Raw genomic sequence first — 14,605 nt, 5'->3', positions numbered from 1 at the left:
TTCCCCTTGGGAAGCTTAGCGGGAAACCTCGATCCGGTCCAACTGCCAGATGCTTTGGGCATAAACGGATTCGGATTGGAATTTCTGGTCGGAATCATACGGAAAGACGATCCAAAGCGGCCCCTTATCGCGTGGACTCATGGGGATTCCGTTCCATTCATAGGCCAGCATCGGCCCTCCCGGCACCATCTCTGCCAATGTAATTTCGATCATATATTCGTTCAGGGCGCTGAAAAAGATCGTGCCGTCGCTGACCTCCAGATAGGTCATCAGATCACTGAGCCAAACACCGCGAAACTGTTGTTCGCCTTCGGTCCAGATCGTCGTGGTGGTAAATTCTGCGGCTGGCAGCGCCTGAATATCCGCCATTGTCAGAACGCGGTCGGCTGTCTGTGCTTCGTTCTGATCCAGAAACACCACATTCAGAACCGGGGGCTGTGTTGGCGCTGGCTTTGGCTCTGTTTCCACGGTCGCAGCGGTTATACCGCTAAAACTTACCGTAACCGCCATCAACCAAAGTAAAACAAACCGCAGCATTCCCAACCCGACACCGATTTTTGATCCCTGACACAACTATTGGCGCTGGAAATGACACAGGTCTATAGCCCTATTCGTTAGGATAGTCTAAGGTGGTCTAAATTCACTCGGACGCGCAGCCTGTTTTTTTTCGCGTTCTGTTTTTCATGTTTTCGCCCCCGCGGCCGCCCGATACATAGATGATATGACACGCATCCTGATTGCAGACGACCATGAACTGGTGCGCGAAACCATCGCGTCCTATTTACAAAACACGGCTGGTTTCCAGCTGTTCCAATGCCCTGATCTGAACGGTGCCTTGGCCAAGATCGCGGCGCTTGGTCCGTTTGATCTGGTATTGCTGGACTATACCATGCCGGGGATGAACCTGCCGGATGGGCTAAATGCCGTGATCGAAGCGAACGCCCCGATGCCGGTTGCGATGATTTCCGGCACCGCGTCCCCTGACATTGCCCGCCGCGTACTCGAGGCCGGGGCCAAGGGGTTCTTGCCGAAGACTATGGCCTCGGAAACGCTGATCAGCGCCGTGCGGCATATTCTGGCGGGCGACACCTATACGCCGCGTCAGTTTTTGGAAAGCACCGCCAGCCACCCCGACGCGCCGCATTTGACCCCGCGGGAACGCGATGTTCTGCGTGGGTTGTGCGACGGTAAGTCCAACAAGGAAATCGCCCGCGATCTGGATTTACAGGAAGTCACGGTAAAGCTGCATGTCAAAACGCTCAGCCGGAAACTGGATGCCCGCAACCGCACCCATGCCGCAATGCTGGGCCGCGATCTGGACCTGATCTAACACGCCTGCGCAATCCACGCCGCGCAGCCCGCCAAGCCCAGCTCTATCCGTGGCGCGATAGATACAGGCATGGCGCGGTGCAGTGGTTGATACGGTCCCGGTCGCTGAAATGCGCTGACAAAGCCAAAAGTTTCCAGCCACGGGGCCAGCGCCCACCCCACACTGCCAGACAGGTAAATCCCGCCAAAGGGCAGATGCACCAGCCCCAGATCGGCGCAATACCGCGCCAGCACCAAAACCTGACGCTGCACCGCCTGTTCCGCCGCTTTATCCCCTGCCCCGCAGGCCGCAATAACATCGGTACCTTCGGCTTGATCCGGCCCGCCAAAGAACCGCCACAACCGCGCCAACCCGGCCCCGGATAATGCCGCCTCGACCGGGCAATGCCCCAGTTCTGCCTGCACAAAACGGGCAAAGGCCAGATCGGTTTCATCCTGCACCGGCAGCGCAATATGGCCGCTTTCCGAAGGCGGAACAAACACACGCCCGTCCAGCGAATGCGCCACGGCAACATTCATCCCGGTGCCAATAGCCACCAGCATTCGTGTCGCATTCGGCGCGGGGTGAGCAACGGCATCCACGATTGAAACACCGCCCACCAGATCATGCAGCGCATAGCCCTGTGCTTGCAGATCATTCATCAACCGCACATCCGCCGCCCCGCAACAGGTGGCCAGGTCCATTTCCGAAATCGTCCAGGGATAATTCGTCAATCGCGCCCGCCCCTGTTGAACCGGGCCAGCCACCCCCAAACAGGCACGCCGCAGCTTTGTCACCCGCATCTCTGACAGGTAATGCTGCACGGCGTCCGTCGGGGCCGGAAAATCGGCATTGGCATAACTACGCTGACTGCTGTGATCCAGTACGCCGCCCCGCATCAGCGCAAACCGACAATTGGTTCCCCCAATATCCCCGACAAGATCCAGCATCGTTTCCCCTTTATCTGCCCGCATCCTATCGCCTTCAGAGCAAAGGAAAAGGCCCCGCAGATGCAGGGCCTTCGCATATCATATCGGTATCAGCCTCAACCGCGACGACGACGCCCGCCACCACGACGCCCGCCAGTTTCGCCAGCGGCATCGGGGGCTTTGTTGAACCTGATCCATTCGCCGCCATGCGGGTCGTTGTTGGTCAGCAGGTTGGCGGCGCGAATGGCTTCCATTTCCTTGCCGGGGCGCGGTTTGGTGCTGCCCAGCCCGAACAGGGTGACAAACGTTTCGTCGTCAATTTCCGCAGGCAGAATAATGCCCGCCGCTTCCACCGCCGCTTTCTTTTCGGCAATCGCTTTTTGCGTCACCGGCAGCGCCACCGGGTTCATGATGGCGCTGGTCATCCCCGCACCCATCGCCATCGGCAGGAACGCGTTGTTGATCCCATGCCGGTTGGGCAGTCCGAACGAAATGTTCGACGCGCCGCAGGTGGTGTTCACGCCCAGCTCTTCGCGCAGGCGGCGCACCAACGCGAACACCTGTTGCCCGGCGGTTGCCATCGCCCCAATCGGCATCACCAGCGGGTCCACCACGATGTCATGCGCCGGAATGCCGAAATCGGCGGCGCGTTCCACGATCTTCTTGGCCACGGCAAAACGCACATCGGGGTCTTCTGAAATGCCGGTATCGTCATTAGAGATCGCCACAACCGGCACGTTGTATTTCTTGACCAGCGGCAGAACCAGATCCAGCCGCTCTTCCTCGCCCGTGACGGAATTCAGCAGCGGGCGGCCCTCGGCGGCTTTCAGCCCTTCTTCCAGCGCACCGGGAACAGAGCTGTCAATGCACAACGGCACGTCCACAATCGCCTGAACCCGTTCGATCAGCGCCTTCATCAGCGCAGGCTCCACAAAGTTATTGTCGGCATAGCGCGGGTCTTCGGCCATTTTATTGGAAAACACAGCACCGGAATTGATGTCCAATACCGTCGCCCCGGCCAACACCTGCGCCACGGCATCCGCTTCGACGGTGGTGAAATCGTCCATTTCCAGCTCGGCCGCCAGCTTCTTGCGGCCCGTGGGGTTGATCCGCTCGCCGATCACACAGAACGGCTGATCAAATCCGATGATTGCGGTTTTCGTTTTGGATTCAACGATAGTGCGGGTCATTTCTTATCCTTTTTGTGGATGCAACAGGCCCTCCCGCTCGCGGCAACGGCGGGGTCAGGACCGAATTTAAGACAGTCTCAGCCTATGCGGGCGCAGCTTGTTTCCACGGTTTCGCCGGTCTGAGGGTGATAGAACATATTGTACAGCCCGTTCGGATCGCCCGTGGGACGCGCGAAGATCGAGAACACGGCGTGATTTTGCGGCATAAGCTGAAACCGGATCAGCCACTGCGTTTCTTGTGGATCGGGGGGCGAAACAGACCACGCCCCGCCGCCTTGCACGTTGTAAATGCGCCCGGTGCCAGCATAGACGATGCTGCCCTGCCCCTGAAGCTGCTGGTTCGGATAGACCTGAAGATACAGATCTATCGACACAACCGGCGAATTGGACACACAGCGCCAGACCCCGGCCAGATTGGGCACCGGATAGGTCTGCTGGGATTGCCCCATCGAAACCGAAGGCAGGGCAACAAGCGCCAGAACGGCGAAGATCAGCCTGAAAGTCATGATTTTCTCCTGAAACTCGATAAAGAACAGGAGCATCATAACGCCGCGCGGCCAATTCACCAAACGTCACAACGACGGAACAGCTATGGCCACGCAGCATCTTCATCACTCAGTCAGCATTCGCCGGGCGGGCAGACGCGCCGCCATTATCAATGGCCCATTGCGCATTCGTCTTGATGCCGCCCAGCGGGAAGAAGTGGACGTTGGTGATGTTGAAATCGGGGTTGGCCGCCTTGTGCGCCGCCAGTTCCGCAATCACGTCAGTCGGTTCATACGGCAGCAGCAGCTTGCTGACATCCATCGCGCGTTTCTGCAACACTTTCAGCGACGGGCCGACCCCGCAGGCAATGGCAAACTTGATCAGCGTTTGCAGCTTGGCCGGACCTGCGATCCCGATATGGATCGGCAGGGTGATACCTTCGGCGGTCAGGCGGTTGGCCCAGTCGATGATCGGCTTGGCGTCGAAACAAAACTGGGTGGCCAGCGCAATGTCTGCATCGGTGCGGTCGTTAAACGCCTGCTTCCAGCGCAGCGCCTCCATCACCATTTTGTCGCTGCCATCGGGGTCGATGTCTTTGTTGCCCTCGGGGTGGCCCGCGACGTGCAGATTGGTAAAGCCCGCCTTGTCGAACAGCCCGGTTTCCAGCAGTTGCATCGACGAATGGAACTCTCCGACCGGGTTGGCCACGCCACCGGCCAGCAGCAATGCCTGCTTGACCCCGGCATCATGCTGATAGCGGGTGATCCAATCCTCCAGCATGGCGGCATCCTTGATGATCCGCGCCGGGAAATGCGGCATCACATTGAACCCGTCGTCGGTCAGCCGGGCGGCTGTCGCCACCATGTCTTCGATCGGGGTGCCGTCGATATGGGCGATATAAACGCGGGTGCCTGCGGGCAGCAAATCGCGGAAATTTTCAACCTTTTCAGCGGTGCGCGGCATCACCTCGATGGAATAGCCTTGCAAAAAGGCTTCGACCTGCGGATCAACGGTTTTCACCTGATCGACGCGTTTCCTGAAATTCAGCAAAGCCATCACGGCCTCCCATAGCGCAGCGGGGGTCATGCCCATCCGTCATTGGCGATCAGCGCCTTCAGGCGCTGTTGATCATATTCAGCTTCCAGCCTTTCGGCCTCGGCCACGACAATGTCCGAGGGTTCACCCTCGACCGGATAAGGGGCAGCCTTGCGCCATTCAGCCAGATACGCATCGGTGTCCGACGCGCCCACCTTCATGGCGGCCCGGTCAATCGCCTGTTCAAACCGCTCCGACAGCGGCTTTTTTGCGCCGCGGCGGCCCTTGCCTACGATCACTTGGGCCGGAATGTCCCGCCAATAAACAATGGTGACGTCAGGCATTGCGATTGATTCCCTATTTCCATGCAACGATCTGTAGAACAGCCAGAATGCGACCTATGGGCCGTTTTCGACAGAAACGCCGCGCTCTGCGACTTCTGCGTTTTATCCATCCCTCTTGACCAAGCCCAGAACCCTGCGTCGGAAAAATCCCAAACATCAAGATGAGCCGCACGGCAGTCCTTGCGCGGATGATCGGAGTTCACTACGTTGGGGGTAACTTGATATGGAGGGCGTAAGTCATGGCGCCCAAGCGTCCGAAAGGTGCGGGCGCATTCCCGAAGCCGGTTGAGAGCCCCGCGCCCAATCCACCGGACCCGGCGGAGCTGTATGCTGCGCTGGATCTGGGGACAAATAGCTGCCGTATGCTGATTGCCCAACCCAAGGGCAGCCAGTTCCATGTGGTAGACAGCTTCTCGAAATCCGTCCAGCTTGGCGCTGGATTGGAGAGCACGGGACGGCTGGGCCGCGCCTCGATGGGGCGAACGGTGCAAGCTTTGCGCATCTGCCAGCAGAAACTGAAACGGCACAAGGTCGAACGGATGCGCCTGGTCGCAACCGAAGCCTGCCGCCGCGCCACCAATGCGCAGGAATTTATCAAAAAAGTGCGCCGCGAAACCGGCCTGCAATTGGAAATCATCCAACCCGAGGAAGAAGCCCGCCTTGCCGTGATTTCCTGTGCGCCGCTGGTCAGTACCCGCACGGAACAATTGCTGGTGGTGGATATCGGTGGCGGGTCAACGGAACTGGTGTGGATTGACCTGAGTTCGGTCCCTCGCCGCGACCGCCCCCGTGCGATCATGCGGCTGCACGCCGGGTTTCACCCGCAAAACAGCCCCTTCCCCGCTGCCAAGGTGGTGGATTGGATCAGCGTCCCGCTGGGCGTGGCCACGCTGCGCGACCATTTCAACGATGTGGATGATGACGCCGCCCGCTTTGCCCTGATGAGCTGGTATTTCGAGGAACATCTGGCCGAATTTGCCCCCTATGCCGATGAACAGACCCGCGAAGGGTTCCAGATCGTCGGCACCAGCGGCACGGTGACAACGGTCGCCGCGTCCCATCTGGGGCTGAAACGCTATGACCGGACCAAGGTGGACGGGCTGCGCATGACCTCGGACCAGATCGACAAGGTGATCCGGGGCTATCTGGACCTTGGCCCCACGGGCCGCCGCCGCGATCCCCGGATCGGGCAGGATCGCCACGCGCTGATCATGTCGGGCGCGGCGATCCTTCAGGCCCTGTTGCGGTGCTGGCCCACGGATCGGCTGTCTGTTGCGGATCGGGGTCTGCGCGAAGGGCTGCTGTACGCCCAGATGAGCGCGGACGGCGTTTTGGAAGACGGTCCTTTCTGATCGGCGTGACACTGGTCGCGCGGTCGGAATTTGAGTATTTTTGGCAAGATGAAATGATGTCGGTCGAAGCAAGATGAGCGAAAAAAAGAAAAACACATCCGGGCGCGGACAGCGGGATCTGAAGGTCAAGGTGAAAACCGCCCGTGGCCGCAGCCTCAGTTCTACCCGCTGGCTGCAACGCCAGTTGAACGATCCCTATGTCAAACGCGCCCGCGCCGAAGGCTATCGCGGACGCGCGGCATTTAAGATTCTGGAACTGGACGACAAGTTCCGCTTTCTGGTTCCCGGCGCGCGTGTGGTCGATCTGGGCTGTGCCCCCGGCGGCTGGTGCCAGGTCGCCGTACAGCGGGTGAATGCGCTGGGGGAAAAATCCGGTAAACGGATCGGCACCGTGCTGGGGGTGGACCTGCAAGAGGTCGAACCCATCGCCGGGGCTGAAACGCACCAGTTGGATTTCATGTCTGACGACGCCGATATAAAGGTCAAGGATTGGCTGGGCGGTATGGCCGATGTGGTGATGTCGGATATGGCCGCCGCATCATCCGGCCATAAACAGACAGACCACCTGCGGATCATCGCCCTGTGCGAGGCCGCCGCCTATTTCGCGTTTGACGTTCTGGAAGAAGGCGGCACCTTTGTTGCCAAGGTGCTGGCAGGCGGGGCCGAAGGTGATCTGCAAAAGCTGCTGAAGCAGAAGTTCACCAAGGTGATCAACGTGAAACCCCCGGCGTCACGCGCGGACAGTTCCGAAAAATTCGTGGTCGCCACCGGGTTCAGGGGCTAACGGCGCGCGCTACGCCTGCGCCGCTTTCGTCAGCGAAGCCGTGGCGGCAGCCAGAAAGGCGGCTTCGTGCCCGGCCTCCATAGGGCGCATTTTGCGCCCCACCCGGCGAGTGGCAATAAGGTTTTGTTGCCGGATCAGTTCAAACAGGCGGGCATGTCTGTCCATACTGGTGCGGATCGCGGTCGGCATCTCCTTGCGGCGCATTCGGCCTCTCCTTCGGGGTATCTCCCGAACAGGTTGGCCCATGAATGCGGCGCAATTGGCGCGGCCTTGGGGAAATCCCACGGCGCTGCGGGCAAGGATCAGTTCAGATCTTCCAGTAGCCTGCCATGTTTGCGGGTTTCCGCCAGCATATCGCCAAAGGTCACAATTCCCCGCGCCTTCAGCATCGGCAGCATCTTGCACAGAACCTCGGCGGTAGCATAGGCGTCGCCCATTGCCGTATGGCGCAATGCCTCGGGGATGGTGACGCCCAGCCGGTCACACAGCGCGTCCAGCGTATGCGTCTGACTGGCCCCGAACAGCACCGCCGACACCAGCACCGTATCCAGCACCGGATGCGACCAATCCAGCCCCAGTCGTTTGCCATGCCGGTGCATAAAGGCCATGTCGAACGGCGCATTATGGGCCACGATCACCGCATCACGGGCAAAACGGTGGAAATCCCGCGCCGCGCTGTCGATCAGCGGCGCATCCCGAACCATTGCATCAGTGATCCCATGCACCTTGGTTGATCCCGGCGGGATCGGCATTTGCGGGTTCACCAGCGTGTCCACCTGTTCGCCCGGCACGATCCGCCCCCGCACCACGCGCACCGCACCGATTTGCACGATTTCGTCCTTGTGCGGCAACAGCCCCGTGGTTTCGGTATCGAATACCACATAGGTCAGATCGGACAGCGGTGTCGCATCCGCACGGGTGCCAGCGCGTTGTTCCAGCAGATCGAAATCATAGATCAACGGGCGGGCGGCCTCGGGGGGGATATGCGTTTCGGCGGCGTCAATGATCAGCAGATAGCCCGCGCCCTGTTCCAGCGGCTTCATCCGCAAAGCAAAGCACTGCGCCCCTTCGGTCCCTTCGGCGTCAAAGCTTTGTTCCTTGCCCTGCTTCGCCGCCTTGTTCCACGCGGTTTCAATCGCCGCACGGTCGAAATAATCAAAGATCGGCGCGTTCAGCCGTGGCGTATGAACCTGCGCCAGAACCGCTGCCGCCTGCCCGTCATATAACACGATCTGATGCGCCGGATTTACCAGCACCGTCGCCACTGGGATTTCCGTCAGCAGCGCCGTCAGCCGATCCCGTTCCGCCGCGATCCGCGCGGTTTCACTGGCGATCAGGCTGGCGGTGTTCAGCGTGGTATCCGTCAACTGGCGCGACATGGCCGCTGCGGCGGGGGCCAGATCCCCCAGATATTTCGCCGTGCTGGCATCCATGCCCCCCGCCGCCCCGGCATGGGCGCGGGTGCGCAAGCCCGCTGCCAAACGCTCGATCGGCTTGGCCACGTTTTCATCGAACAGCAGCCAGATACCCGCGCTTAGCCCCAACAGGCCAAACCCGCCAATCGCCCCGGACAGGATGAAACCAGACCCCACCTGCCCCGCCGCCGCTTTTTGATAGCCCGCGAATAACGCCACGCAAAACAGCACCACGCCGCCGCCACCCAGCAACACAAAGAACAGAAAATTTCGCAAACGCAGGCTAAGCCGTGTCATCAGTCGTCCCCGCAAATACGTTTCATCACGGGCGTGTCCGCCGCCACATCCGCCCATTGCGCGGTTTCAAACCCCTGCCCCGCATGAAGCGGCGCCTGCCGATGGCCCACACAATCAAACAACACCGGCACCCCCTGCGGTGCCTGCCAGCGGCTAAAGAAATACAGATCGGCAGATTGCACGCCTTTGGCCGCGTCCACGGTTTTGATCGTCGGCACATCCACCGCCACGAACCGATGCACAAACGGATGCACATAGGTCCAGGGCCGGAAAAAAGCCCGATTCTGTACGGTTTGCGCCACCTCTAACCCTTCGGGCAGATTGCTGCGCGTGCGGTCATACCAATTGTATTCGCTGGAAATCGTGGCCGCCAGCATCGCCAACCCCGCCGCGGCCGGGATCAGCCAGCGCGGCAGCCGCCCGCCCAGCCCCCGGTTCAGCGCCCACATCAGCCCCGCCGCCGCCAGACCGGCCACTGCGGTTCCTACCAGTTCAAACAGCATTGCGTTCCTCCCTTCTGTGCAGCCCTGTCAGCCGACTGCGCCCTTGCCGTGTCCAACAGCCGATTGCAACGTTTTTACCACCACAAACGCATTGCGCAGGTGGCTGCGTTCAAAATCGGACAGTTCGGCCAGTTCCATGTAATTATCCGGTGCTGTCCCCCGTTTGACCTGCTGCGCCTGATGCGCCAGCCGGGTTTCCGCGATCAGGTCATAAGCATCCAGCAAATCCCGCGCCCCGGATACGCTTAGCACCCCGGCCTGACCTGCGGCTTCCAGACGGGCGCGTGTGTTCACCACCGATAATTGCCCCTGAAGCGCATAAATCCGCCCCAGATCGACAATCGGCACCACGCCATTATGTTTCATGTCCAGCGTGTTTTTATGTTCCCCCGACCGGATCGTTGCAAAGCCCCGCAACAGCCCCAACGGCGGCGTATGTTTCAGCGAGTTGCCGATCATATGCGCCACGAAAATCGAATTGGCATGGGCGGCTTTCAGCGTTGCCTCCTGCAAATACGCGAACAAGGATATCGCCCCGCCAATCGGGCGCAGATCGAACATCACGCTGGCCAACATCTGCGCCATCGGATCGGGTTTGCGTATCCACCCTTGGAAATAGTCCTTCCATACCCGCACAGGCTGGCACCATTTCGGGTTGGTCGCCATCATATCGCCGGGACAATAGACATAGCCGCATTCGTTCAACCCATCGCAGACGAACTGTGCCAGATCGCGGAAATAGCCCATATCCGCATCGCTCACGCTATCGTCCAGAAACAGGCAATTGTCCTGATCGCTGACGCCGGTTTGTTCCTGCCGCCCCTGTGATCCGCAGGCCAGCCACAGATACGGCACCGGCGGCTTGCCCAGCTTTTGTTCGGCCAGCGCCAACAGGCGGCGGGTGGCGGTGTCGGCGATATCGGTGATCAGACGGGTGACAACCTCGTGCCGGTTGCCGCCCGCGACCAGTTGCACCAACAGTTGCGGAATGCGCGCGGTCACGGCGGCCATTTCCGCCGCGCTGGTGGCATGGGCGATTTCTGATACCAGCTCAGCCGAAGATACCGCCTGAAACCGGGTCAGATCGGTTTGGGTGACAATCCCCACCAGACGCCCGCTTTCGCAGATCGGAATATGGCCGATCCGGTGTTCCATCATCGCATGAAGCACATCCGACCCAATCGCCCCCGGTGCCAATGTCAGCGGGTCGCGCGTCATGATCTGCGCCACGGGGGTATCCAGCGGCAGCGCCTCGGCCAAGGCTTTGCCGGACAGGTCGCGCACCGTCAGAATGCCAGACAGCGCCGCGCCTTCGGTCACGCAAAGCGACGAAATCCGTTTGTCCCGCATCACACGCGCGGCGGTTTGAATATCCGTGTCGGGCGCGCATGTTTCCGGCTGCCGCGCCATAAACGTATCGACGCGGCTGGTTGCCAGATCGTTGCCCCGTGGCTTGGCCGCGCGGGATCGGTCGAAAAACCGCCGCGCCGGTTCGTGGCTGTCCAATAGCTGCGCGAAATCTTCGGCGGGCAACATCAGCAGCACGCTGGGTTCCGTCGCGCGGGCGCTGGTCGCGGCCCGCCCATCCCGTGTCAGCCCGCGTTCCCCGAACGAATTACGCACCCCCAACAGCGACACCGGTACATCGTTTTCATCACGCACCTCGATCTGGCCCTGATAGACCAGATACAGCCCTTCCAGCAGATCGCCCGCGTGGTAAACTTCTTGTCCCTTGGCGTATTCGCGCAGTTCAAACCGGGCGGTCAGCGCCGCCAGCGCGTCAGGCGTCAGGGCATCATATGGATGAACCGAGGTCAGAAAACGGTGCAGGTCAGGCAAACGCTGGGGCATGGAAAACTCCGATAAGCGGCAAACGTGCCGCACAATACGCTGGCAACGGGGGCGATGACTTGATCCATCTCAGGAACCCATGCGCGACAGCCCCTTTTAAAACAACGATCCCGCCCGAACAGGCCGGGCGGGATCAGGTCAGGATAGGATCGGCAGGAGGTGCCGATCCCGCCCCAAAGTCTTAGTGATCCACGGCCCCGCCAGCACCACGCGGAACGCGGACGCTTTCGACCAGTGCCTTGATCTCGGCCGGGGTGTCCTCGGTCATTGAGGAAATCACATAAGCCACGGCAAAGTTCACCAAGGCCCCAACCGCGCCGAACGAGGTCGACTTGATCGAGAACAGCAGCGGGTCAGCATCGGTGAAGCTGTTGGTCCCCGGAACAAAGAACCAGCCTTTGTGCAGGAAGATATACACCAGCGTCACGATCAGACCGGCCAGCATCCCGGCCACGGCACCCTTGTTGTTCACACGGGTCGAGAAGATACCCATCATCAGCGCCGGGAAGATCGACGCCGCCGCCAGACCAAAGGCCAAAGCCACGGTTTGCGCCGCAAAGCCGGGAGGGTTCAGACCCAGCCACGTTGCCAGCAGGATCGACACCAGCATCGAAATACGGGCCGCCATCAGTTCGCCCTTTTCCGAAATACCGGGGTTCAGCATCCCTTTGATCAGGTCGTGCGACACAGCCGACGAAATCGCCATCAGCAGCCCCGCCGCTGTGGACAATGCCGCCGCCAGACCACCGGCAACCACCAGCGCAATCACCCAGGACGGCAGATTTGCGATTTCCGGGTTGGCCAGAACCATGATGTCACGGTCCAGTTTCACCACTTCGTTGGTTTCCTTGTCCGCCGAATACAGGATGTGACCGTCGCCATTCTTGTCTTCGATCTGCAACAGGCCCGTGCGTTCCCAGTTCAGCATCCAGTTGGGCTGTTCATCAACGGCCAGCGTTTCGCCGGTCAGGCCATTCGGGTAAATGGTGTTGATGAAATTCATACGCGCCATTGCACCAACAGCCGGGGCGGTCAGGTACAGCAGGGCAATGAACACCAGCGCCCAGCCAGCCGACCAACGCGCATCAGACACTTTGGGCACGGTGAAGAAGCGCACGATCACGTGCGGCAGACCCGCGGTCCCGATCATCAGCGACAGGGTGAACAGGAAAATGTTCAGCGTGGTGTCGCTTTGCGCGGTGTAGCTGCGGAAGCCCAGTTCCTGCACAACCTTGTCCAACTGCTCCAGCAGCGGAACGCCGCTGGTGGTGTCCGCGAACAGACCCAGCGCCGGAATCGGGTTGCCGGTCAGTTGCAGCGAGATAAAGATCGCCGGAATGGTATAGGCGGTGATCAGCACGACATATTGCGCCACCTGCGTATAGGTGATGCCCTTCATGCCGCCCAGAACCGCATACATTGCCACGATTGCAGCACCCAGCCACAAACCGCCCGAATAAGACATGTTCAGGAAGCCCGAGAAAGCCACGCCCACACCCTTCATCTGACCGATCACATAGGTCACGGATGCCACGATCAGACAGATCACAGCCACCATACGCGCGCCCTTGGAATAGAAACGATCGCCGATGAATTCCGGCACGGTGAATTTGCCGAACTTGCGCAGATACGGCGCCAGCAGCATCGCCAGCAGCACATAGCCACCCGTCCAGCCCATCAGATAGGCCGAAGTATCATAGCCACCAAAGGCAATGATCCCCGCCATCGACAGGAACGACGCCGCCGACATCCAGTCAGCGCCGGTGGCCATCCCGTTCAGGATGGGGTGAACGCCACGCCCTGCGGCGTAGAATTCGCTGGTCGATCCGGCCCGCGCCCAGATCGCAATCCCGATATACAGCGCAAAGGTCGCGCCCACGAAAATCAGGTTCAGGGTAAACTGATCCATGTCGCTTATTCCTCTTCCACGCCGTATTCACGATCCAGCTTGTTCATGCGCCACGCATAGAAAAAGATCAGGATCAGGAAGCCGATGATGCTGCCCTGTTGTGCGAACCAGAAACCCAGATCGGTTCCGCCGACCTGAATCCCCGACAGCGCGGGCCGCAGCAGAATGCCAAAGCCAAACGAAATGACTGCCCAGATCACCAGAATGATCACAATCGTGCGCACGTTCGCAGCCCAATAGGCCTTGTCCGATGCGCTTGTAGTGTTTTGATCCGCCATACTGCGGGTCCTCCTCTTCCTCCAAAGCCCCGCCGGATTGATGAGAGACGGCGGGGGCGGTAAATCTCACGTCATCGCGTTGGACACGATGCTCGCAAGCTCTTTTGCAATGGCATCAATCTCGCCCATGGCGTTGATCCCCTGCAAAACTCCTTGATCGCGGTAATAGGCAATCAGCGGCGCGGTCTGCGCGTGATAGGCCTCCAGACGGCTGGCCACGGTATCCGCGTTGTCATCGGCTCGGCGCGTCATGTCCGTGCCGCCGCATTTGTCGCAAACGCCAGCAGTGGCGGGCTGTTTGAAACTGTCGTGATAGCCTTCGCCACATGCCGCACAGGTGTAGCGGCCCGAAATCCGCGTCACCATCGCCGCGTCATCCACCTCCAGGCTGACGGCGGCGTTGATCTTCTGGCCGCTTTCCGCCAGCAGCCCATCCAGTGCTTCGGCCTGCACCGTGGTGCGCGGGAACCCATCCAGAATAACACCCTTGGCGCAATCGGCTTCGGCCAGACGGTCGCGCAGGATCGCAATCACGATGTCATCGCTGACCAGATCGCCCGCTTCCATCACGGCCTTGGCGGCTTTGCCGGCCTCGGTCCCGGCAGCCACGGCAGCCCGCAGCAGATCGCCCGTGGACAGTTGCACCAGACCGAATTGCTGTTCCAGCATCCGGGCCTGCGTCCCCTTCCCGGCCCCCGGAGGGCCAAGAAGGATCAGAACGGCGGGGGTTACAGTTGCAGTCGCTTCCATATCCCTTAGCCCCTATTCGCGCGGTTTTCGATCAGTTCTTCCACGACGGACGGGTCTGCGAGTGTGGATGTGTCGCCTAGGCTGCCGAAGTCGTTTTCGGCGATTTTGCGCAGGATGCGGCGCATGATTTTGCCCGAGCGGGTTTTCGGCAGGCCCGGCGACCACTGGATCAG

General features: G+C 60.3%; 16 protein-coding genes. 3 read left to right on the top strand and 13 right to left on the bottom strand.

The window, feature by feature from the left end; all coding sequences use genetic code 11:
* Positions 1 to 15: 15 nt before the first annotated feature.
* Entirely contained in the window at positions 16 to 537 is a 522-nt protein-coding gene (locus FN828_RS04920; RefSeq protein WP_142492295.1) for a molybdopterin-dependent oxidoreductase, read from the bottom strand.
* A gap of 184 nt (positions 538 to 721) precedes the next feature.
* On the opposite strand from FN828_RS04920, the gene FN828_RS04915 reads away from it, so the two are divergent.
* Positions 722 to 1,330 carry a response regulator gene (locus FN828_RS04915; RefSeq protein ID WP_142492294.1) on the top strand — a complete coding sequence of 203 codons (609 nt, stop codon included), beginning with the start codon at positions 722 to 724 and terminating at the stop codon, positions 1,328 to 1,330.
* Here FN828_RS04915 and FN828_RS04910 read toward each other — a convergent pair.
* The 5 genes from FN828_RS04910 to FN828_RS04890 all read right to left on the bottom strand — a co-directional run bounded on the left by FN828_RS04910 (position 1,327) and on the right by FN828_RS04890 (position 5,293).
* A complete protein-coding gene (locus FN828_RS04910) occupies positions 1,327 to 2,259 on the bottom strand; it encodes a glucokinase (protein WP_185958937.1) in 933 nt (310 codons plus the stop codon). The genes FN828_RS04915 and FN828_RS04910 overlap by 4 nt on opposite strands.
* 95 nt (positions 2,260 to 2,354) lie before the next feature.
* Positions 2,355 to 3,428: a methyltetrahydrofolate cobalamin methyltransferase gene (locus FN828_RS04905; protein ID WP_142492292.1), complete on the bottom strand. Its 1,074-nt coding sequence runs from the start codon at positions 3,426 to 3,428 to the stop codon at positions 2,355 to 2,357.
* A 77-nt stretch (positions 3,429 to 3,505) separates the two neighbouring features.
* Positions 3,506 to 3,934 carry a hypothetical protein gene (locus FN828_RS04900; protein ID WP_142492291.1) on the bottom strand — a complete coding sequence of 143 codons (429 nt, stop codon included), beginning with the start codon at positions 3,932 to 3,934 and terminating at the stop codon, positions 3,506 to 3,508.
* 109 nt (positions 3,935 to 4,043) lie between these two features.
* Positions 4,044 to 4,970, bottom strand: coding sequence for a methylenetetrahydrofolate reductase (locus tag FN828_RS04895; RefSeq protein WP_142492290.1), 927 nt, complete (start codon positions 4,968 to 4,970; stop codon positions 4,044 to 4,046).
* A gap of 26 nt (positions 4,971 to 4,996) precedes the next feature.
* The gene (locus FN828_RS04890) at positions 4,997 to 5,293 is read right to left on the bottom strand and encodes a virulence factor (RefSeq protein ID WP_142492289.1); all 297 of its coding nucleotides are present in this window, start codon (positions 5,291 to 5,293) and stop codon (positions 4,997 to 4,999) included.
* A gap of 239 nt (positions 5,294 to 5,532) precedes the next feature.
* Here FN828_RS04890 and FN828_RS04885 point away from each other — a divergent pair, with 239 nt between their 5' ends.
* Positions 5,533 to 6,645: a Ppx/GppA phosphatase family protein gene (locus FN828_RS04885; protein ID WP_142492288.1), complete on the top strand. Its 1,113-nt coding sequence runs from the start codon at positions 5,533 to 5,535 to the stop codon at positions 6,643 to 6,645.
* Positions 6,646 to 6,718: 73 nt separating this feature from the next.
* The gene (locus FN828_RS04880; RefSeq protein WP_142492287.1) at positions 6,719 to 7,429 is read left to right on the top strand and encodes an RlmE family RNA methyltransferase; all 711 of its coding nucleotides are present in this window, start codon (positions 6,719 to 6,721) and stop codon (positions 7,427 to 7,429) included.
* A 9-nt stretch (positions 7,430 to 7,438) separates the two neighbouring features.
* Here FN828_RS04880 and FN828_RS04875 read toward each other — a convergent pair whose 3' ends face one another.
* The 7 genes from FN828_RS04875 to FN828_RS04845 all read right to left on the bottom strand — a co-directional run bounded on the left by FN828_RS04875 (position 7,439) and on the right by FN828_RS04845 (position 14,432).
* Complete coding sequence (locus tag FN828_RS04875; RefSeq protein ID WP_142492286.1) at positions 7,439 to 7,633, bottom strand: hypothetical protein; 195 nt, start codon at positions 7,631 to 7,633, stop codon at positions 7,439 to 7,441.
* A 98-nt stretch (positions 7,634 to 7,731) separates the two neighbouring features.
* Positions 7,732 to 9,144, bottom strand: a complete 1,413-nt coding sequence (locus tag FN828_RS04870; RefSeq protein ID WP_142492465.1) for a 3'-5' exonuclease — start codon at positions 9,142 to 9,144, stop codon at positions 7,732 to 7,734.
* Complete coding sequence (locus FN828_RS04865; protein ID WP_142492285.1) at positions 9,141 to 9,644, bottom strand: hypothetical protein; 504 nt, start codon at positions 9,642 to 9,644, stop codon at positions 9,141 to 9,143. The genes FN828_RS04870 and FN828_RS04865 overlap by 4 nt, the downstream gene beginning before the upstream one ends.
* Positions 9,645 to 9,671: 27 nt before the next feature.
* Positions 9,672 to 11,495, bottom strand: a complete 1,824-nt coding sequence (locus FN828_RS04860; RefSeq protein ID WP_142492284.1) for a DUF294 nucleotidyltransferase-like domain-containing protein — start codon at positions 11,493 to 11,495, stop codon at positions 9,672 to 9,674.
* A 181-nt stretch (positions 11,496 to 11,676) separates the two neighbouring features.
* Positions 11,677 to 13,404, bottom strand: coding sequence for a sodium:solute symporter family protein (locus FN828_RS04855; protein WP_142492283.1), 1,728 nt, complete (start codon positions 13,402 to 13,404; stop codon positions 11,677 to 11,679).
* A gap of 5 nt (positions 13,405 to 13,409) precedes the next feature.
* Entirely contained in the window at positions 13,410 to 13,682 is a 273-nt protein-coding gene (locus tag FN828_RS04850; protein WP_142492282.1) for a DUF4212 domain-containing protein, read from the bottom strand.
* 66 nt (positions 13,683 to 13,748) lie between these two features.
* Positions 13,749 to 14,432 carry an adenylate kinase gene (locus FN828_RS04845; RefSeq protein ID WP_142492281.1) on the bottom strand — a complete coding sequence of 228 codons (684 nt, stop codon included), beginning with the start codon at positions 14,430 to 14,432 and terminating at the stop codon, positions 13,749 to 13,751.
* Between the last annotated feature and the right edge of the window lie 173 nt (positions 14,433 to 14,605).

It is taken from the genome of Thalassovita litoralis, assembly GCF_900182725.1.
GTDB lineage: Bacteria > Pseudomonadota > Alphaproteobacteria > Rhodobacterales > Rhodobacteraceae > Thalassobius > Thalassobius litoralis.
This window is presented reverse-complemented; position numbering and strand designations above follow the sequence as displayed.

Coding starts and splice junctions, on each gene's coding strand:
- FN828_RS04920 (WP_142492295.1), bottom strand. CDS start 537: ATGCTGCGGTTTGTTTTACTTTGGTTGATGGCGGTTACGGTAAGTTTT.
- FN828_RS04905 (WP_142492292.1), bottom strand. CDS start 3,428: ATGACCCGCACTATCGTTGAATCCAAAACGAAAACCGCAATCATCGGA.
- FN828_RS04910 (WP_185958937.1), bottom strand. CDS start 2,259: ATGCTGGATCTTGTCGGGGATATTGGGGGAACCAATTGTCGGTTTGCG.
- FN828_RS04850 (WP_142492282.1), bottom strand. CDS start 13,682: ATGGCGGATCAAAACACTACAAGCGCATCGGACAAGGCCTATTGGGCT.
- FN828_RS04860 (WP_142492284.1), bottom strand. CDS start 11,495: ATGCCCCAGCGTTTGCCTGACCTGCACCGTTTTCTGACCTCGGTTCAT.
- FN828_RS04890 (WP_142492289.1), bottom strand. CDS start 5,293: ATGCCTGACGTCACCATTGTTTATTGGCGGGACATTCCGGCCCAAGTG.
- FN828_RS04845 (WP_142492281.1), bottom strand. CDS start 14,432: ATGGAAGCGACTGCAACTGTAACCCCCGCCGTTCTGATCCTTCTTGGC.
- FN828_RS04875 (WP_142492286.1), bottom strand. CDS start 7,633: ATGCGCCGCAAGGAGATGCCGACCGCGATCCGCACCAGTATGGACAGA.
- FN828_RS04880 (WP_142492287.1), top strand. CDS start 6,719: ATGAGCGAAAAAAAGAAAAACACATCCGGGCGCGGACAGCGGGATCTG.
- FN828_RS04895 (WP_142492290.1), bottom strand. CDS start 4,970: ATGGCTTTGCTGAATTTCAGGAAACGCGTCGATCAGGTGAAAACCGTT.
- FN828_RS04865 (WP_142492285.1), bottom strand. CDS start 9,644: ATGCTGTTTGAACTGGTAGGAACCGCAGTGGCCGGTCTGGCGGCGGCG.
- FN828_RS04855 (WP_142492283.1), bottom strand. CDS start 13,404: ATGGATCAGTTTACCCTGAACCTGATTTTCGTGGGCGCGACCTTTGCG.
- FN828_RS04885 (WP_142492288.1), top strand. CDS start 5,533: ATGGCGCCCAAGCGTCCGAAAGGTGCGGGCGCATTCCCGAAGCCGGTT.
- FN828_RS04915 (WP_142492294.1), top strand. CDS start 722: ATGACACGCATCCTGATTGCAGACGACCATGAACTGGTGCGCGAAACC.
- FN828_RS04900 (WP_142492291.1), bottom strand. CDS start 3,934: ATGACTTTCAGGCTGATCTTCGCCGTTCTGGCGCTTGTTGCCCTGCCT.